Raw genomic sequence first — 16,878 nt, 5'->3', positions numbered from 1 at the left:
TAATGTTTATTACTATTAATAAGTATTAAAATTAAATTTACCGTCCATTTTTTCACTAAAGAGTAATTGAATTAATAAGCTTCGAAAAATTTCTACCCAATTTCATTAAATCTAAAAGTTAATTATGATCAGAACAATCAAGAAGATCCTATTAACCCTTACACTAGCTGGTGTAGCCAGCCTGGTCTTTTCGCAAGGTACTGTAAAGGGGGTTGTAGTTGATGCAAGCAGCAACGAGCAGCTAATTGGAGCCACAGTAATACTAAAAGGCTCATCTAAGGGTGTTACAAGTAACGCTTTTGGTGCATTCGAGATGACAGTTCCAGCAGGCGAACAAACTCTTTTGGTTCAGTTTGTTGGATACATTAATCTAGACATTGACTTTTCTATTAAAAATGGCGAAACCATAGATTTAGGAACGATAGCCATTGTACCCGATCAGATTGGTATTGCCGAGGTAAAAGTTTTCGCATCGGTTGCGGTATCAAGAAGAACACCCGTTGCACAGTCGAGGATTGAACCCATTGTGCTTGAGGAGAAGCTAGGAACTCAAGAGTTTCCAGAAATTCTTAAATCGACCCCCGGTGTTTATGCCACCAAAGAGGGTGGTGGATTTGGTGACTCGCGTATTAACCTTCGTGGTTTTGAATCGGCCAACATCGCTGTTATGATTAACGGTGTACCCATGAACGATATGGAGTGGGGAGGCGTATACTGGTCGAACTGGGCTGGTTTGGGCGATGTTACTCGATTAATGCAGGTTCAGCGTGGTTTGGGTGCTTCAAAAGTAGCGGCACCATCGCTTGGGGGGTCAATTAATATTGTTACCAACTCAACCGACGCCAAAAAGGGAGGGTCGGTATCGTACGGTATTGGTAACGACAACTATAATAAGGTTAGCTTCTCTGTGTCAACAGGTTTAACAGAGAACAACTGGGCAATATCGTTGCTTGGTGCTAAAACAACAGGTGATGGTTATATCCAGGGAACCGAATTTGAGTCGTACTCATACTTTGTTAACATCTCAAAGAGATTGAATGAAGACCACCACTTATCGTTCACCGCATTTGGAGCTCCACAAAAGCACAACCAGCGTAACAGGAACGATAGGTTAACCATAGCCCAGTGGCAAATGGTGCCTGGTAAGTACAAGTACAATCCCACCTACGGTTTCGATATGAATGGTCAGCAGCACGCATCGGCCTACAACGTGTACCATAAGCCACAAATCTCGCTTAACCACTTTTGGAAAATTGACGACAAGTCTAACCTTTCTACTTCGGCCTATGTTTCAATTGGTAACGGATTTGGTTATAGTGGTCAAGGTTTTACCTCGGCACACAGGACTGCATGGTACGGTGCCAGCAGCGGTATTCCAAACTCAACCTACATGTTTAATGATACCGAGTATAACTTCCGCTCAGTTGATGGAACTTTCGACTATGGAACTATTTACGAGCTGAATCAATCGACAAATGATATTAATGGTGCTATGATGGCCATGTCGAAGAGTGTAAACCAGCATCGCTGGTACGGCTTGCTATCAACATACACCACTAGGCTTACCGATGATATTGATTTTTACGGTGGGGTTGACTTCCGTTACTACAAAGGGATTCACACCAACGAGCTGGTTGACCTTTACGGAGCGTCTTACTTTATCGACCAAACTTCTCGCCCAGCGCTTAGCAGCACCGACTGGCAAACCCAGAAACTTACAGTGGGCGATGTGGTTTACCGCGATTACGATGGCTTTGTTCGTAGCGAGGGAGTATTTATGCAGGCAGAGTATAACAAGTACAACCTAAGTGCATTCCTATCATTCTCCGGATCGAACACTACCTACTGGAGGTACGATCGTTTTTACTACAACGAGGCGGATGCTATGTCGGAAAAGATCAACTTCTTTGGTTTTAGCGCCAAGGGGGGGGCCAACTACAATATCGACGATCATCATAACGTGTTCACCAATATTGGCATGATATCACGTGCACCTTTCTTCTCAGGTGGAGCTTTCTTGCAGTCTACCACTAGTAATATCACCAACCCCAACGCTGTAAACGAGAAGGCTCTTTCGGTTGAACTCGGTTATGGTTTCGTTTCATCTATTATCTCGGCTAACCTTAACGTATACAGAACCGAGTGGAGAGACAAAACGTTGGTACGTGCCATCAATGCCAATAGCCCCGAAAGTTTGGTTGCCAACATGGAGGGCGTTAATGCTCTTCACCAAGGTGTTGAACTCGACTTTGTGGCTAGACCAATTAAGAAGCTAGAGATTACTGGTATGGTTTCTCTTGGCGACTGGAAATGGAAGGAGGATGCTGCTGGTTACCTATACAATCGCCAGGGAGAGCCTACTGATTCTCGCGGTAACGTGGTTGAAATTCAAAGCGAAGAGCACGCAAAAATTGAGGTTAATATTGGCGGAATTAGGGTTGGTAACTCGGCGCAAACTACCGCTGCCATTGGAGCCAAGTACGAGCTTATTAAGGGCTTCAGGATGGGGATCGATGGAAACTACTTTGGACGCAACTATGCTTACTACAACATCTCATCTGTTGGTTCAAACCTTAACCCCTTGAACTTTGCTCAACCCTGGATGATTCCCGATGCCATCACCTTCGATTTTCATGCAAGCTACCGCTTTAAAATTGGTGATTTCGATGCAACAATTGTTGGCAACATCAATAACCTATTTGATGCTGAATATATTACTGACGCAACGGATGGAGTTAACCACGACTGGTTAACCTCAACTGTTTTCTATGGATTTGGAAGAACATTCTCCACCTCCCTAAAAATTAAATTCTAAATACCCGACGGATTATGAAAAAATTAAATATTTTACTTGCTGGTTTAGCTTTAGCTCTGGTACAGTTTAGCTGTACCGACTTCAACGACCAGTTTGAGGGGCTAGAGGATATGACCAAGCCCAAGAACCTAGTTACCTATAACTACACATTAACCGAGGCAAACTACTCTGATATTAGCAAGATGGCTCTTGCCAAAGCCGAAACCAAGGAGGATAGCGCCAAGGCCAAGTCGATTGCCGATTATAAGTACTTTACCGAAACCGTACCTGCTGCCGACTACGTTCCCTATATCCTAGAATCAATGTACAAGTACAGCGATATGGGCTCGTCGGCTATGGTTACCTATGCTTTTGGTAGCGATAGACCTGCCTATTTATCGCAACTACGTTCAATTAACATTCTCAATACCGAGGACTACCAGCTGGCTTGGGGTAGCCAAACTGACTACCTAGAGGCGCTTACTCGCAAGCATACTCCTGCCGAGAAGCTTCCCCTAGTTCTTAAATCAAAATTCCCCAGCGCCACCGAAGGTGAATTCAAGTTTGTTCAGTATGAATACATCGACGAGGAGAATCCTGTGGGACAGGAGTTTTACAAGCAAGACTGGACCGACCACTCAGTATCAACATCATCGCCTCATATACCAATTAGCGAGGAAGGTTGGATGACTGTAGATCTTAAAGGAGAATTGGACTGGCAGTGCAGAGTTTTTAGCGGCAATAATTTTGCACAAGCATCATCGCATAACTCAGGAGCAATTAATGAGGCATACCTCATCTCACCAGAGATTGATTTGACAGATGCATCTGGTGCAAAGTTTACCTTTGATGTTGCTGTTGGTTATTGGAATGCAAATTGCCTAACCGTATGGATATCTGATGACTTTGATGGGACAGAGAGTGGAATTGGGGAGGCTACCTGGACTAACCTAACCTCTAACTTTACCCTACCTGAGTTTGCAGGTGGCTACTCTCCCTGGGGGAATGCTGGAGTTGCAGATATGAGCAGCTACGAGGGGAAAAAGGTTCACATAGCCTTTAAGTACGACGGCGATGGCCGCTCGGCAGACGATAGAGGTGATGACCCGTTGAGAACCACAACCTATCAAATTGACAATATAGCTATATCGTCGTTGCCAACAGGAGAAAATCAGTATGTAGTTTATAATTACGATGGCACCACTTGGAGGCCAGCAGATAGCAAAATTTTTGTTGCCCTTCAGCTTGCAGACTACGCTGCAATTGGCAAGGACTATTTCTCTTCGGCCGATGTACCCCTATACATTCCCACCTTTTTGCTCAATAAATTCCCCTACGCTCAAGCGGGCGATGTTAAAACCGTAGTTTATAGAACTGGTAGCAATCCAACCTACTCTGGTGCCACGCAGTACACTTATAATGGTATGGAGTGGGAAACCGAGGATTTCATCGAGAACAAAACCGAGCAATTCCTTGTATCCAACGATGGCTGGGTGTTCGATCCAACGGTTGTTTACACTATGGTTAACTCCGACTATCAAATTATTGTAGACTATGTAAAGGAGAACATCAACGAGAACTACATTGACAGCTATGGAACCGCTGAATTCTACTATGGATTTGGTAGCTACTACGGTAATGTTAGCCTACGCCTAAACTATAGAGATCCTTACGTTGAGTATGACACTGAGCTAGGCGCACTGGAGTCTAACGAAGAAAAAATAGCTCTTCTTCATGAGCGCCTGAGGGAAGGAATGGAAATATTTACCCAACTTCGATTCCCCGAGGCAATTCCTACAGTTAGTGGCATTGAGGTATACTACAAGGTTACCACAAAGATTTACTACTCCAATGGATTAAACTCAGCCGATGATGGCTTCCGTACCTACACCTTTAAGTGTACCGCTGCCGCTTCGGGCGATACTCCTCCACAATTCGAATACATCTCCGATGAGGTGGTAGAATAGAGTTAGTTACATTATGTTAGAAACCTGCACAGCTCCTGCTATGCAGGTTTTTTTTGTTTAACAGGTAGGTTCGCCTGGTGTGCTTGAGGCGTTGTTAACAATTTGTTAATCTTTTGTAAATGGTGGCAATGGTAAGTTGCCGTATATTTACAGTTGGATTATACTTTAAACTAACCATAAAATCAATGAAAATGAGAAGATTAGTTTTGTTAATGCTGTTTTCAGCGGTGAGCCTGTTTAGCATTGCGCAGGTTACCACATCTGAGATGAATGGCTTTGTTTCGGATGAGGGAGGGGAGTCTCTCCCTGGAGCTACAGTTGTTGCGGTGCATGTTCCATCAGGAACACAATATGCAACAGTTACTGATATTGCAGGCAACTACCGAATCTCGAATATGAGGATTGGAGGTCCATACACTATTACCGTTTCGTTCGTTGGTTATGCTACTGGTGGATTCTCTGATATCTTCCTGAATCTTGGTGAATCTTACGCTCAAAACATTGTGCTTAGGGAGTCTGCAACACAACTCGATGAGGTAATTATCTCGGCAGGGTTAGGTAATCCCATTCTGAATTCCGATAGAACTGGAGCTCAAACCAACATTAGTCGACGAGACATTAGCAGTTTACCATCAATTAGCCGAAGCATCACCGATCTATCAAGGCTAACACCACAGGCTCAAGGAAACTCGTTTGCCGGTCGCGATGGTCGTTTCAATACCATCACAGTTGACGGAGCTGCCTTTAATAACAACTTTGGCCTTAGCAGTAACCCGCTTCCCGGTGGAAATGCTCAACCTATATCCCTTGATGCCATTGAACAGATTACTGTTAGCATAGCCCCTTACGACGTTAGGTTATCGCAATTTACGGGAGCCAGTATCAACGCAGTTACGCGTAGTGGAGATAATACCTTCAAAGGTTCGGCGTACTCTTACATAAGACCCAAGTCTTTCACAGGAAACACTGTTGAGGGTCTTGAAGTTACAGGAGCTAATGATAGAAATAGCCAAAACTACGGGTTTACTCTTGGCGGCCCAATTATTAAAAACAAGTTGTTCTTCTTTGTTAATGCTGAGATAGAGCAGGAGAATGTGCCTGGTGTTTCATGGAGTCCAAGTAGTGATGGAATAGCAAATCCTGATATGATGATTTCTAGAACGACAGAGGCCGATATGATTAGGGTTCGTGATCACCTAATAAGCCAATATGGATACGATCCTGGGAAATACAAAGACTTTGAACCATTCCAAGATTTAAACACTAAAATTCTGGCCCGCATCGACTGGAACATTAGCGACAAGCATCGCTTAACACTGCGTTATAACGATGTGGTTGGAACTTCCGATCAGCAGACCAATTTCAACAGTGGCCCTCCAAGCAATGCCCGAAACTCGGGAAGGATAAGCAGTCAGTCGATGGCCTTTTCGAACGCTTTTTATGGGTTTAAAAACACTGTTCGCTCATTTACAAGCGAACTGAACAGTTCACTACGGCAGAATATTTCAAATAAGTTTTTAGCCAGTTACACATTCATTCAGGATACTCGTACGAGCCCATCCGATATTTTCCCATTTGTTGATATCTGGGAGGGTGGTGACCAGTATATGTCTTTTGGCTATGAGCTGTTCAGTTACAACAACGATGTTACCAATAAAACCTTAAGTATCGTAAATAACACAACAATAAACCTCAATAGGCATACAGTAACCATAGGCGGTTCGTTTGATCATCTTTTCTTCCGCAACTCATACATTCGTGAGGGTACATCGTACTATAGATATGCTTCAGTTGATGATTTTATTAATGGAGCTGACCCGATGGGGTTTGGCATAACCTATGGGTATGATGGGAATGACGCACCTGGAGCTGAACTCACATTTGGTCTTGCAGCTATATACGCACAAGATGAGTGGACGGTTAACCCAAGGTTGAAGATAACCTATGGTGCTCGCTTCGAATTGCCCCTGTTTCTTGATGACGTGAAAGGTAACCCTTCCATCTCAGCACTCAGCTTTGGGTGGAGCCCAGAGGACCCATCGGGTCAGAAAATTGATGTTGGTACCTGGCCCAAAACTCAGTTGCTATTCTCACCACGCTTCGGATTCAATTGGGATGTAATGGGCGATAGATCGCTTCAGGTAAGGGGCGGATCGGGTATTTTTACCGGAATGCTTCCTTTTGTATGGTTTACAAACCAGCCCACCAACTCAGGTGTTATTCAGGCGCCTGAAATTGGTTGGGGTCCAGGTAACTCCAATTTGGAAGGACTTGAGTTTAACCCAGACTTCAAACAGTTTATCTTAAGTCGGCCCGATTTGTTCCCACAAAGCCCAAGCACACTGCCAAACAATGCTGGTCTAGCTATGGTATCAAAAAACTTTAAAATGCCACAGATATGGCGCACAGGCTTAGCTTTTGACTATAAGTTGCCATACGATATGGTGTTCACTGGTGAAGCCTTATTTGGCAAGGATATTAACGCGATAAAGCAGGTAAACATTAACGAAAGACCCGCTACTGGCAATATGATAGGCTCCGACCAGAGACCTTACTGGGAAACATCAGACGATAGAAAATACGAAGATTCTGTTGGAAATGCTATGGTGTTAACCAATACCAATGAGGGGTATCAGTACTCGCTTACAGCTCAACTTACTAAAAACTTTAGCCACGGCATCTCTGGTATGTTTGCGTACACTTATACAATGGCCAAAGACATTACCTCTAACCCGGGCTCTGCTGCATACTCAGCATTCTCGAGTAACACCTCGGTAAGTTCTCTTAACGATCCTGGCCTTAGCTATTCTAATTTCTCCACCCCTCATCAACTTGTGGGCTATGCTTCATACAGAGTCGAGTACTTTAGAACGCTGGCTACTACTTTCACCTTATCGTATCGTGGTTTCCAACAGGGGCGATGGTCGTACACATACTCAAATGACTTAAACAACGATGGTATCTCATCCGATTTAATGTATATCCCCGCTACTAAAAACGAGATTACTTTTGTAGATTTTAATGAGATGACCGCTGAACAACAGGCCGATGCTTTCTGGAGTTACATTAATAGTAACGAGTATCTAAGCAGCCGAAAGGGGATGTACGCCGAACGATTTGGACACATTCGTCCTTGGATACATCGTTTCGATATCAAGGTTTTGCAAGATGTATTCACTAATTTTGGAACCGATCGTAGATATACCCTTCAGGTATCCCTTGACATTCTAAACATTGGCAACATTATTAACGACAGTTGGGGTACTTATGTATACAATCCTCTAGCTAGTTATGATAATGTGCGCCCACTAACACGCGTTGCACTTCCTACTTCAACAACAGCACCAACGTTTAGATTAAATGCAAATTCTATTGAGGATTTTCAGGACAAAACCACACTAAGCAAGAGTATCAACACAGGCAGTACTTGGGGCGCTTTGCTTGGTCTAAGGTTAGTGTTTTAACACTTATCAAAGCGTATCTAAAATACCGCCCCAATGTGTGGGCGGTATTTTTTTTACTCTATTAGAAGGTATTACTATTATTTAACACCAGTTTATCAATCCGACTTAAGGCAAACACGTAGATCTGATGTGGATAATATTTGTTAGGTTGAGCCAAAGAAGTGTTCATTTATATTGTTAATTAAGCCTTCCTCACCTCTTGGCCAGAATCTTTTCCTGTATTTTGCTTTGCTTGCGAATTTTTATCTTTTCGATATGTGAGATTACCCAGCCCAGCAGATTTACCTGTAGGGTGACAAACAGAAGCAACGAGGCCATCCAAATAACTGCCAAGTTAAACCAAATGGTGTCAACGTATTGGTTATTAAACTTTTTTACTGGAGCATAAAAATGTGCTCGACCCCAGCTGTGCTCGGGTCTCATAAAAATTGGCTCGTACTTTCTTATCACCCTACCATCGGTTTCTAGGTATTTATTCACCTCATGGGTGTTTAGCACCCAATCGGCAAGGGCCTTGTTGTAGTTCTTGCGCCTAAGGTCGAAAAGCCCATCGCTACCAAGGCTATCGGCTAGGGCGTTGTACACGCTATCGCGCCTCTGCTTTGCCTCACCAGCAATATTGTTGTGGCTCATCCGCACAAAGAATAGGTATCCAGCCAGCTCATCGGCAATATCTTGGGTAAACGAAACGGGGTTTAGCATCTGCAGAAACTCAAAGGGTGGAACATTGCCCGTTCGGGCTAGGGAGAGCAGCTCATTGCGCACAAGCCCAAGATTCCTTTCATACCGGTGGTCAAGTTGCTGTTCTTGCTCGTTCAATCGTATACACTCCTCTACCAAGGTTTGTAGGCGCGGAACTAGAAATGTTGAAACAAACGTGGCATCGCTAGCACGCTGCTCATGTTCGAAGAGGTGTGCTTCAAAGGGATTCTTTTTAAACTGCTCAACGGCGAGAGCCTCGTAGCTCCATCGTGACACCATGAGATCGCCAACTACCGGCACGTATATGCGCTTGGTTATGGTGGGGTGTAGGTTGTCGAACTGCACAATGGTACCGCTGAGTAGAATTTGGGGCACTAAAATAAAGGGAATGGTAATGTATATAGCTACTACGGAGTTGAGCCCTGCGCTAATGTTTAGCCCCATCATGTTGGCAAAGCAGGCCGTGGAGAAAAGGATTAGCCAGTAGTTCAGCATCATCCCCTGAATTTCGAGGATCGTGTTACCCACCAGCACAAACATTCCCATTTGCACTGCCGACAGTGCAAAAAGGTAGAGCACCTTGGAGGTGTGGTAGCTGAATCGGCTAAGGTTCAGGAACGATTCACGTTCTAGTATCTTTTTATCGCTAATTATCTCCTCGGCACTAACGGTTAGCCCAAGGAACATGGCCACCACAATGCTCATGAACAGGTAGGCAGGAAAGTTCTTGTTGTCGGCAAACACGTAAGCATCACCTGGTATGTACTTGGTGAAGTACGATAGAATGAATGCCAGTATTGGCGCCTCAATAAGGTTGATGATAACGTACTGCTTATTGGAGATCTTTGATAGCAGATTTCGAATGCTAAATATTTTGAACTGAACCTCGATGTTGGGGATATTAAAGAAGTTCTTAGGAAGCAGCCCCTTGTGCTGCTTAGGTTCGAATCCATTTTCGATATTGCTTTGGTATAGGCAGTACCATGCTTGTGGATCCTTCAAACGCTCGTACGTAACATTCCCAGCCGAATCAACCACCTTGGCCTCAACTATCTCCAGTATCTGGTCGGGGTTAAGCGTACCGCACTGCGGGCATCCGCTTTCGGTGGCATTAACCTGAGTACTCATGGTCTTGAAGTACACTATGGCATCCTGTGGGTTTCCTTGGTATATGGGGTACCCACCCTTGTCGAGCACCCACAGCTTATCGAGCAATCGGAATACTTTTGATGAGGGCTGATGGATATTAACTATAACCAGCCGCCCTTTATTGGCTTGTTGTTTAAGCAGGCGCATCACCATGAGCGAGTCGCTCGACGATAGTCCGCTGGTGGGTTCATCAACAAACAGAATGCTGGGTTCGCGCAGCAGCTCCAAGCCAATATTTAGCCGCTTACGCTGCCCACCGCTAATCATTTTGTTAAGGGGCGACCCCACCTTAAGATCTTTAATCTCCCAAAGGTCTAGGTCGTCGAGTATGCGCTTAACCGATTGCCTTACCTTAAACTCGGTAAAGTTGCTAAAGCATAGCTTGGCATTGTAGTAAAGGTTCTGGTAAACGGTAAGGTTCTCAAACAGCAAATCGTCTTGGGGAACGTAGCCAATAATACCCTCAACTGCGTACTTGTTGCGGTGGATATCATAACCATTAATGAGCACCCGGCCGCTATTGGGGGTAAGCTTACCCGTTAGCAGGTTGAGCAGGGTGGACTTTCCCACTCCGCTGCCACCCATAATGCCTACCAGCTGACCCGACTCCTCGGAGAAGTTGAAGGTTTGTATACCGTTGTCACTGTTTTTGAATCGGAATTCGATGTCTTCGCCAGTAAAAACAATTCGGCTCCGCTTATGTGCGTTGCTAAATCGCTGTGTTAGCTCGGTATAGTATATAGGGTCAATGTTTGCTCCCCTAACAATTGAGCCCGTTTCCATTAGTAAAGGACGACCCGACTCAATTCGTTTACCGTCTATGTATAGTTCGGATGTGCCAAAGTACCGAAGAATGAAATTGTTAATAGATTTTATGTGAAGAAAGCTGAGCTTACCCTCAATGGCGGCATTATGAATTTTCCTGTCCTCATATTGCCATTCGGGTCTGTTCTCCTCTACCCAAATACCTTCGAGCAAATCCTCACCAACCTGCCGATGGCTTTCGATGGTGAGCAGCTTGTCGGGCTCTATCTCTTGGCAATCGGTATGAAAAACAAAGTATTTGAGGTTCTGCAACTCCGCTTCATTAATGCTAAAGCAATGCCCTAGGCTATTTATTATGTGATCCTCAAGCGGAGTAACTTTTGAGTCATCGTTAACATACTCGAGAAGTTTGATAATTACCACTATGCGCTCGGAAAGATTTAGTCCCTTTCTCAGCTGTGTGCATACCTTTTCAACGTATGCCGTTAGCAACGACTTTCCCTCCTCAGTATCTACCAGGTTACTTGGGGTGTCGCGCGAGAAAAAGTCTAGAAAACTATCGTATAGTACAAGGTAGTCGGCAACTAGCCTAGCGTTTAGCTGCTCCTTAAGCATTGCCTCCACAAGTTTTCGTCCCTGTGTTGAAGTGCCTGTGGCATTTGCAATTAGAGCGTAGAGTTGGATTAACGCATTTAGGATAGATTCACTCATTACCGATATAAAAGGGTTGGTTTCGGGTTACAAGTTATAAAGACTTACAAAAATACGGTATGCTGCATGCAAATATTATGCACAAAGTATCTGTTATTTTAGCAAAACGGTGATTGCTACCCATATTTTGTGCATTGGGTTACCCAAATCAGAATCTATATTACACGCCCAATATAGCGCATCTAGCTAATCAATATAGTCAAAGCTTTATTACTAAGCAATAGGTAAAAGCAAAACACCCCCTTTACTTTCTCCTTGATGAGAAAGTAAGCAAAGAATCCCTGCCCGACTGAAGCGGTCAGGCGGGAATGTAAAACCCTGCCTGCACTGCCGTTTCGGCAGGCAGGGATGCTGCTGCCCGCCCTGCTGAACCCCAAGCCCTATGGCGATGTAGGCGATATGGAACAGTGGTATGGATAACCTATGGGCATTAGGATTAAGAGATGTTTTTCAATTCGGCATATACCTCCTGCAAGCGTGTTCCATATCGAGCGCAAGCGCCATCGCACATAGGGCTAAGGGTTCAGCATTCACGCCCTCGCCTCCCGCCGTTTTACAATGCCCGCGCACATCGCAAGGCCTCGTCTTTGGTTTCATTCCGCATTCAGAGGGGGATCTCGTAGAGTTCAAGAGACCGCTCTGGCAGCGGTGAGTTTTCTTTGCTACTTTCTTTTGGTGGTAGCAAAAGAAAGTAGGGCGCTTTCAGGGATCAAGCATCACTTAAATTGCAACGAGTCACCCAAAATTACATTTAAGACAAAACAACACAGTAACTATCAGGGGCCATTTCCCAAAGCATCGTAGTGGTGCATAAAACACAAAGTACCTGTTCTTTTAACAAAACGGCGATTGCTACCCACAAAAAAAAGCCTGCAAAAAGCAGGCTTTCTCTATTTGTTGGTGCACTTAGCTTACTATGGCAGTTCGCACCTTATTAATTTCTTGCTCAATTTTTTCGAATTGCTCAGGAGTGATGGTTTCTCCCTCAACACCATCAAATAATGCTTTTAGTGGCTTGAGCATTTCCATAACCTCAGCAACTGCAGCATCATCGGTAACGGGTTCCATAAGCTCAAATAGCTTATTAATTGGATCTTTTTGGTTGGCAATAATTTTTAGGATATCCTCATTGTTCTTGCTAACCATAGCTATTTGGGTGGTAATGTATAGCCCCTCTAACCAGCTGCCGGTCATTACAAGTAGTGAGATATTGTCTTTACCCTCATTAACTAGGAATTCATACGTGTCGTAGAATGAGTCGGTGATAATCTGGATAAGCTCATCCTTGTTATCTAAATTACCCTCAACCCTATCAGCAAAATCCTTATTGAAGGCTGATGTTATCTGCAGATCCTCAATTAGTTTCTTTGATACGTTGAGGTAGCTCATCGTTTCCTGCTTCATCTGGTAGGTGCTGGCGTAGCTTAGGTTGGCACCATACACACCAAGGTTAAGCGCCTTGCTTTTCTCTGTGAAGTACTTATCAACGTTCTCTACTGGATTGTTGAGGCTTAGGATATAGCTAGCCCCTGCTTTATTAAGGAGTTTAACCACTTCGAAAGCAGTGGGGATTGGGTAATTGGTTACACTTTTAAAAGCCTCCTCCTTCGATTCAACTGTCTTATCGGTCTCGGCCTGCTTGGCACCTCCACCGCAGCTAACCATTACAACCACTACGGCGGCCCCAAGTAGGGAAGCCAAAGTTTTTGTTAAGAGCGCTTTGCTATACATTGTTTTCATGCTTCTATGGTTTTTTAGTTACAAATTTCAGGTTAATTAAATCCGTGCTAATTTATGAAAAATCTTAGTTGTATGCCCAGTAAAGTCTATTATATTTTTTAAACACAAACGTTCTATTTTTTTAAACGAGGCTTTAATAACGTGGTTCACATCTACTCCAAAATGTTGCAGACCTACAAAACTATACGATCCAGCTCTTTAGAAATATGGTTTTTAAGTTCATTTATGGTTTTTAGCCTAACCAAAAGCTGGTTTACCTCTTCAATCTGATCCTTGGGGTTTAGGCTCCGTAACTCCTCGTGAAGCTTACCTAAAACCATTTGCATTACCTTGCTTTTGTATACCATGATGGCCTTGGGAACCGACTCGTGTAGTGCATTCTCCTCCTCAACTGGCATTGCTTGATGCTTACTCCATATCTTGCTTAGCTTATGCTGAGTGGTGAGCAGGTTTACGGCCAGCTGGCTAATTTCAGCATCGGGGTGGTTAGTAAATGTTCGATAGTCTATCTCTCTTCCATCCTCCATTAGCTTCTGATACTCATCAAATACCTTTTTGTAAACAAGATTTTTAAACTCAAGGTCGTCGTTCAGAATCTCAGAGATGATGTGTTGACCCACAGTTACTTGTTGAGGGGGCAAGTCTTCCTCGACATCCTCGGGTGGTGGAATTTCGAAAAATACGTTTTGCCCAAATTTTAGCAAGTAGTAGAGGATTTCCTTCTCCTGTTCTTCGCAAAAAACATTTTCAACAAAGCTGGGTAGGGCAGGCGTTTCTTTCGCTTTCACGGGGGGTGTATCCGTATTTGAGTATTGGGCTTTACCCAATATTTTCTCCATCTTACCCCTCCTTATCTTGCCCACCTCGGAGTATAGAATTGACTCGTCGATATCCAGAATCTTACCACACTCCCTTATGTACACGGAGCGGGTAATATTCTCGGGTATTACCGAAATGGACTTAACGATATCGCGGATAAGGTTGGCGCGCTCCACCGGGTCGTTCTTGGCTTCGTTGAGGAGTAGCTTTGCCTTAAAATTGATAAAATCTGCTTCGTTCTGCTCAATGTAATCAAGCACCTGTGTTGCGCTATGGCTTTTGGCGTAGCTGTCGGGATCTTCACCCTCGGGGAGTAGCACCACTTTTACGTTTAGCCCCTCCTCCAGAATTAGGTCGATACCCCTTAGCGAGGCTTTTATCCCTGCCGGGTCGCCATCGTACAGCACAGTAATATTGGGTGTGAACCTCTTGATAAGCCTAATCTGATCGGGAGTAAGTGCCGTTCCGGAGCTGGCCACCACGTTCTCGATGCCCGCCTGGTGTAACGAGATAACATCGGTATAACCCTCCACCAGAAAGCACTTATCGCTTTGGGTAATGGCCTTCTTAGCAAAAAAAATTCCGTAAAGCACATGGCTTTTATGGTAAATATCGCTTTCGGGGCTATTGAGGTATTTGGCAGCCTTGGCATCGCTCTTCATGATGCGGCCACCAAAGGCAATTACCCGTCCGCTCATGGAGTGAATGGGAAATATTACCCTGCCAAAAAAACGGTCGAAGGCCGTGCCATCGTTTCGGGCAATGCTTAACCCCGTTTTGGTGAGATACTCCTGCTTGTAGCCGCTTTTTTGCGCTGCTTGTGTAAGCGCATCGCGCTGCTCGAGGCTGTAGCCCAGCTGAAACTTTTCTATTATATCGTCTCTAAATCCGCGCTCGCGGAAGTAGCTTAGCCCAATGCTTTTGCCCTCGCTATGCTTTTGCAGGTTATCGGTAAAGTGGCGCTGCGCCCAGGCTGTAACCACCATCAGGCTATCGCGCTCGGTGCGTTGCTTAATCTCCTCGGGGGTTAGCTCCTTCTCCTCAACCTCAATATTGTACTTTTTTGCTAGGAACTTGAGCGCTTCCACGTAGGTCATCTGCTCGTGATCCATAATAAAGTTCACAGCATTCCCACCCTTACCACAGCCAAAGCATTTGTATATTCCCTTAGCCGGGCTTACAGAGAACGAGGGGGTTTTCTCGTTGTGGAACGGACAATGCCCAAGGTAATTGACACCCCGCTTCTTAAGCGATACAAAATCCTTTATCACCTCCACCACATCGGCGGCGGCCATAATCCTATCTACTGTAAGCTGGTCAATCATTGGGAATTACACTTGCTATGGTTGGTTGTTTCGAATTGTAAAGGTACAAAAGATATGCAACAAATTCGTTTAATTCTAATTCGAATATAATCGAAACAGGAACTTGTTGGCAGCCTTTAATTCGAGTGTAGTAGAAACAGTAGAAATTTTACATATGCAGATTGGGTTATAATCGAAATGTGTCGTACTTTTGAAATAAAAAATGATTAGGCGAGAAAACTACCTGAAGCAAATTACTCCTTTTATTGGAGCACCCATGATTAAGGTAATTACTGGCATTAGGCGGAGTGGTAAAAGCACTCTACTTGCACAGATTATCGAAAAAATTAAGAGCTCCGAAGTTGCTGATAATCAAATTTTGTACATCAATAAGGAGCTATTTGAGTTTGACGCGATAAAAAACTACATCAACTTACACGAGTTTGTTCAAAATAACTTAGACTTTAAATCAAAGAAATGCTACCTATTTGTTGATGAAGTACAAGAGATTGACCAGTGGGAGCGTGCCATAAACTCGCTACTGGCAAGTAATAAAATAGATATATACATTACGGGTTCCAATGCATCGTTAATGTCATCGGAGTTGGCCACCTTGCTTTCGGGACGATACGTGGAGTTTAGAATCCTTCCGATGAGTTACAAGGAGTTCAGAGCGCTGCTGCTACACCGCGGTAGGCAGCAAGAGCTCAAGAACTCTTTTACCCTGTACCAGCGATATGGCGGCTTCCCCGGTTTGCACCACATCGAGTGGGAAGATAGCATAGTGCGTCAGTATCTTCAATCGCTGTATAGTACGGTGCTGCTAAAGGATGTAATTGTTAGAAATAGTATCCGCGATGCAGCATTGCTCGAGAAGATAGCCGAGTATATAGTAGACAATGCTGGCAACATAACTACCGCAAATTCCATTAGCCAATTTCTGAAGTCGCAGCAACGAAAGGCATCGGTGGAGACTGTGCAAAGCTATATCCAACATTTCATTAATGGCGAGGTAATACGCAAGGTTAAACGGTTCGATATAAAGGGAAAGCGTCTGCTCGAAACATTTGAAAAGTACTATATGACAGACCATGGATTTAGGTTTGCCCTTCTGGGCTACTCCCCTCAGGATATATCGGGTCAACTTGAAAACATTGTTTTACTCGAGCTGCTGCATAGGGGGTATATGGTTAATATAGGGAAAGCAGGAGAGTTCGAGGTTGATTTTGTTGCTCAACGTGGCGATGAGAGGTTATACCTTCAGGTCTGCTCATGGCTTAAGAGCGATAAAACCATTGACAGGGAGTACCGCTCACTTGAGCAGATAAACGACCACTTTCCTAAGCTTGTACTTTCGCTCGATAAGGGTTTTGATACAAACCGAAAGGGAATTATGTGGAAAAATATTGAGGATTTTTTGCTGATGGATTAGTTGGTTGTCTACGCTAATTCCCCCATTTATT

General features: G+C 44.2%; 7 protein-coding genes. 4 read left to right on the top strand and 3 right to left on the bottom strand.

Translation table 11 applies throughout. The features are described 5' to 3' along the window. Positions 1 to 124 precede the first annotated feature (124 nt). From G8O23_RS09535 to G8O23_RS09525, 3 genes are all read left to right on the top strand, one after another. Positions 125 to 2,815 carry a TonB-dependent receptor gene (locus G8O23_RS09535; RefSeq protein WP_166364159.1) on the top strand — a complete coding sequence of 897 codons (2,691 nt, stop codon included), beginning with the start codon at positions 125 to 127 and terminating at the stop codon, positions 2,813 to 2,815. 14 nt (positions 2,816 to 2,829) lie between these two features. Beyond that, complete coding sequence (locus tag G8O23_RS09530; protein ID WP_166364157.1) at positions 2,830 to 4,761, top strand: choice-of-anchor J domain-containing protein; 1,932 nt, start codon at positions 2,830 to 2,832, stop codon at positions 4,759 to 4,761. 191 nt (positions 4,762 to 4,952) lie between these two features. After that, on the top strand, positions 4,953 to 8,225 hold the full coding sequence (locus G8O23_RS09525; RefSeq protein WP_235942272.1) for a TonB-dependent receptor: 3,273 nt from the start codon (positions 4,953 to 4,955) through the stop codon (positions 8,223 to 8,225). Positions 8,226 to 8,417: 192 nt separating this feature from the next. On the opposite strand, the gene G8O23_RS09520 is transcribed toward G8O23_RS09525, so the two are convergent. The 3 genes from G8O23_RS09520 to dnaG form a co-directional block, all read right to left on the bottom strand. Next, a complete protein-coding gene (locus G8O23_RS09520; RefSeq protein ID WP_166364155.1) occupies positions 8,418 to 11,552 on the bottom strand; it encodes an ATP-binding cassette domain-containing protein in 3,135 nt (1,044 codons plus the stop codon). 906 nt (positions 11,553 to 12,458) lie between these two features. Continuing rightward, a complete protein-coding gene (locus tag G8O23_RS09515) occupies positions 12,459 to 13,292 on the bottom strand; it encodes a hypothetical protein (RefSeq protein WP_219932482.1) in 834 nt (277 codons plus the stop codon). 173 nt (positions 13,293 to 13,465) lie between these two features. Further along, positions 13,466 to 15,436 (bottom strand): DNA primase, encoded by a 1,971-nt coding sequence (gene dnaG / locus G8O23_RS09510; RefSeq protein ID WP_166364153.1) that lies wholly within the window; start codon positions 15,434 to 15,436, stop codon positions 13,466 to 13,468. A 202-nt stretch (positions 15,437 to 15,638) separates the two neighbouring features. Between dnaG and G8O23_RS09505 the strand changes: the two genes are divergently transcribed. Beyond that, positions 15,639 to 16,847 carry an ATP-binding protein gene (locus G8O23_RS09505; protein ID WP_166364151.1) on the top strand — a complete coding sequence of 403 codons (1,209 nt, stop codon included), beginning with the start codon at positions 15,639 to 15,641 and terminating at the stop codon, positions 16,845 to 16,847. Positions 16,848 to 16,878: the final 31 nt, after the last annotated feature.

The sequence above is a fragment of the Perlabentimonas gracilis genome (assembly GCF_011174675.1).
Lineage (GTDB): Bacteria > Bacteroidota > Bacteroidia > Bacteroidales > Tenuifilaceae > Perlabentimonas > Perlabentimonas gracilis.
This window is presented reverse-complemented; position numbering and strand designations above follow the sequence as displayed.

Excerpts from the sequence above, each read along its gene's own strand:
- G8O23_RS09535 (WP_166364159.1), top strand. The coding sequence starts at position 125 with ATGATCAGAACAATCAAGAAGATCCTATTAACCCTTACACTAGCTGGT.
- G8O23_RS09515 (WP_219932482.1), bottom strand. The coding sequence starts at position 13,292 with ATGAAAACAATGTATAGCAAAGCGCTCTTAACAAAAACTTTGGCTTCC.
- G8O23_RS09525 (WP_235942272.1), top strand. The coding sequence starts at position 4,953 with ATGAGAAGATTAGTTTTGTTAATGCTGTTTTCAGCGGTGAGCCTGTTT.
- G8O23_RS09505 (WP_166364151.1), top strand. The coding sequence starts at position 15,639 with ATGATTAGGCGAGAAAACTACCTGAAGCAAATTACTCCTTTTATTGGA.
- G8O23_RS09530 (WP_166364157.1), top strand. The coding sequence starts at position 2,830 with ATGAAAAAATTAAATATTTTACTTGCTGGTTTAGCTTTAGCTCTGGTA.
- dnaG (WP_166364153.1), bottom strand. The coding sequence starts at position 15,436 with ATGATTGACCAGCTTACAGTAGATAGGATTATGGCCGCCGCCGATGTG.
- G8O23_RS09520 (WP_166364155.1), bottom strand. The coding sequence starts at position 11,552 with ATGAGTGAATCTATCCTAAATGCGTTAATCCAACTCTACGCTCTAATT.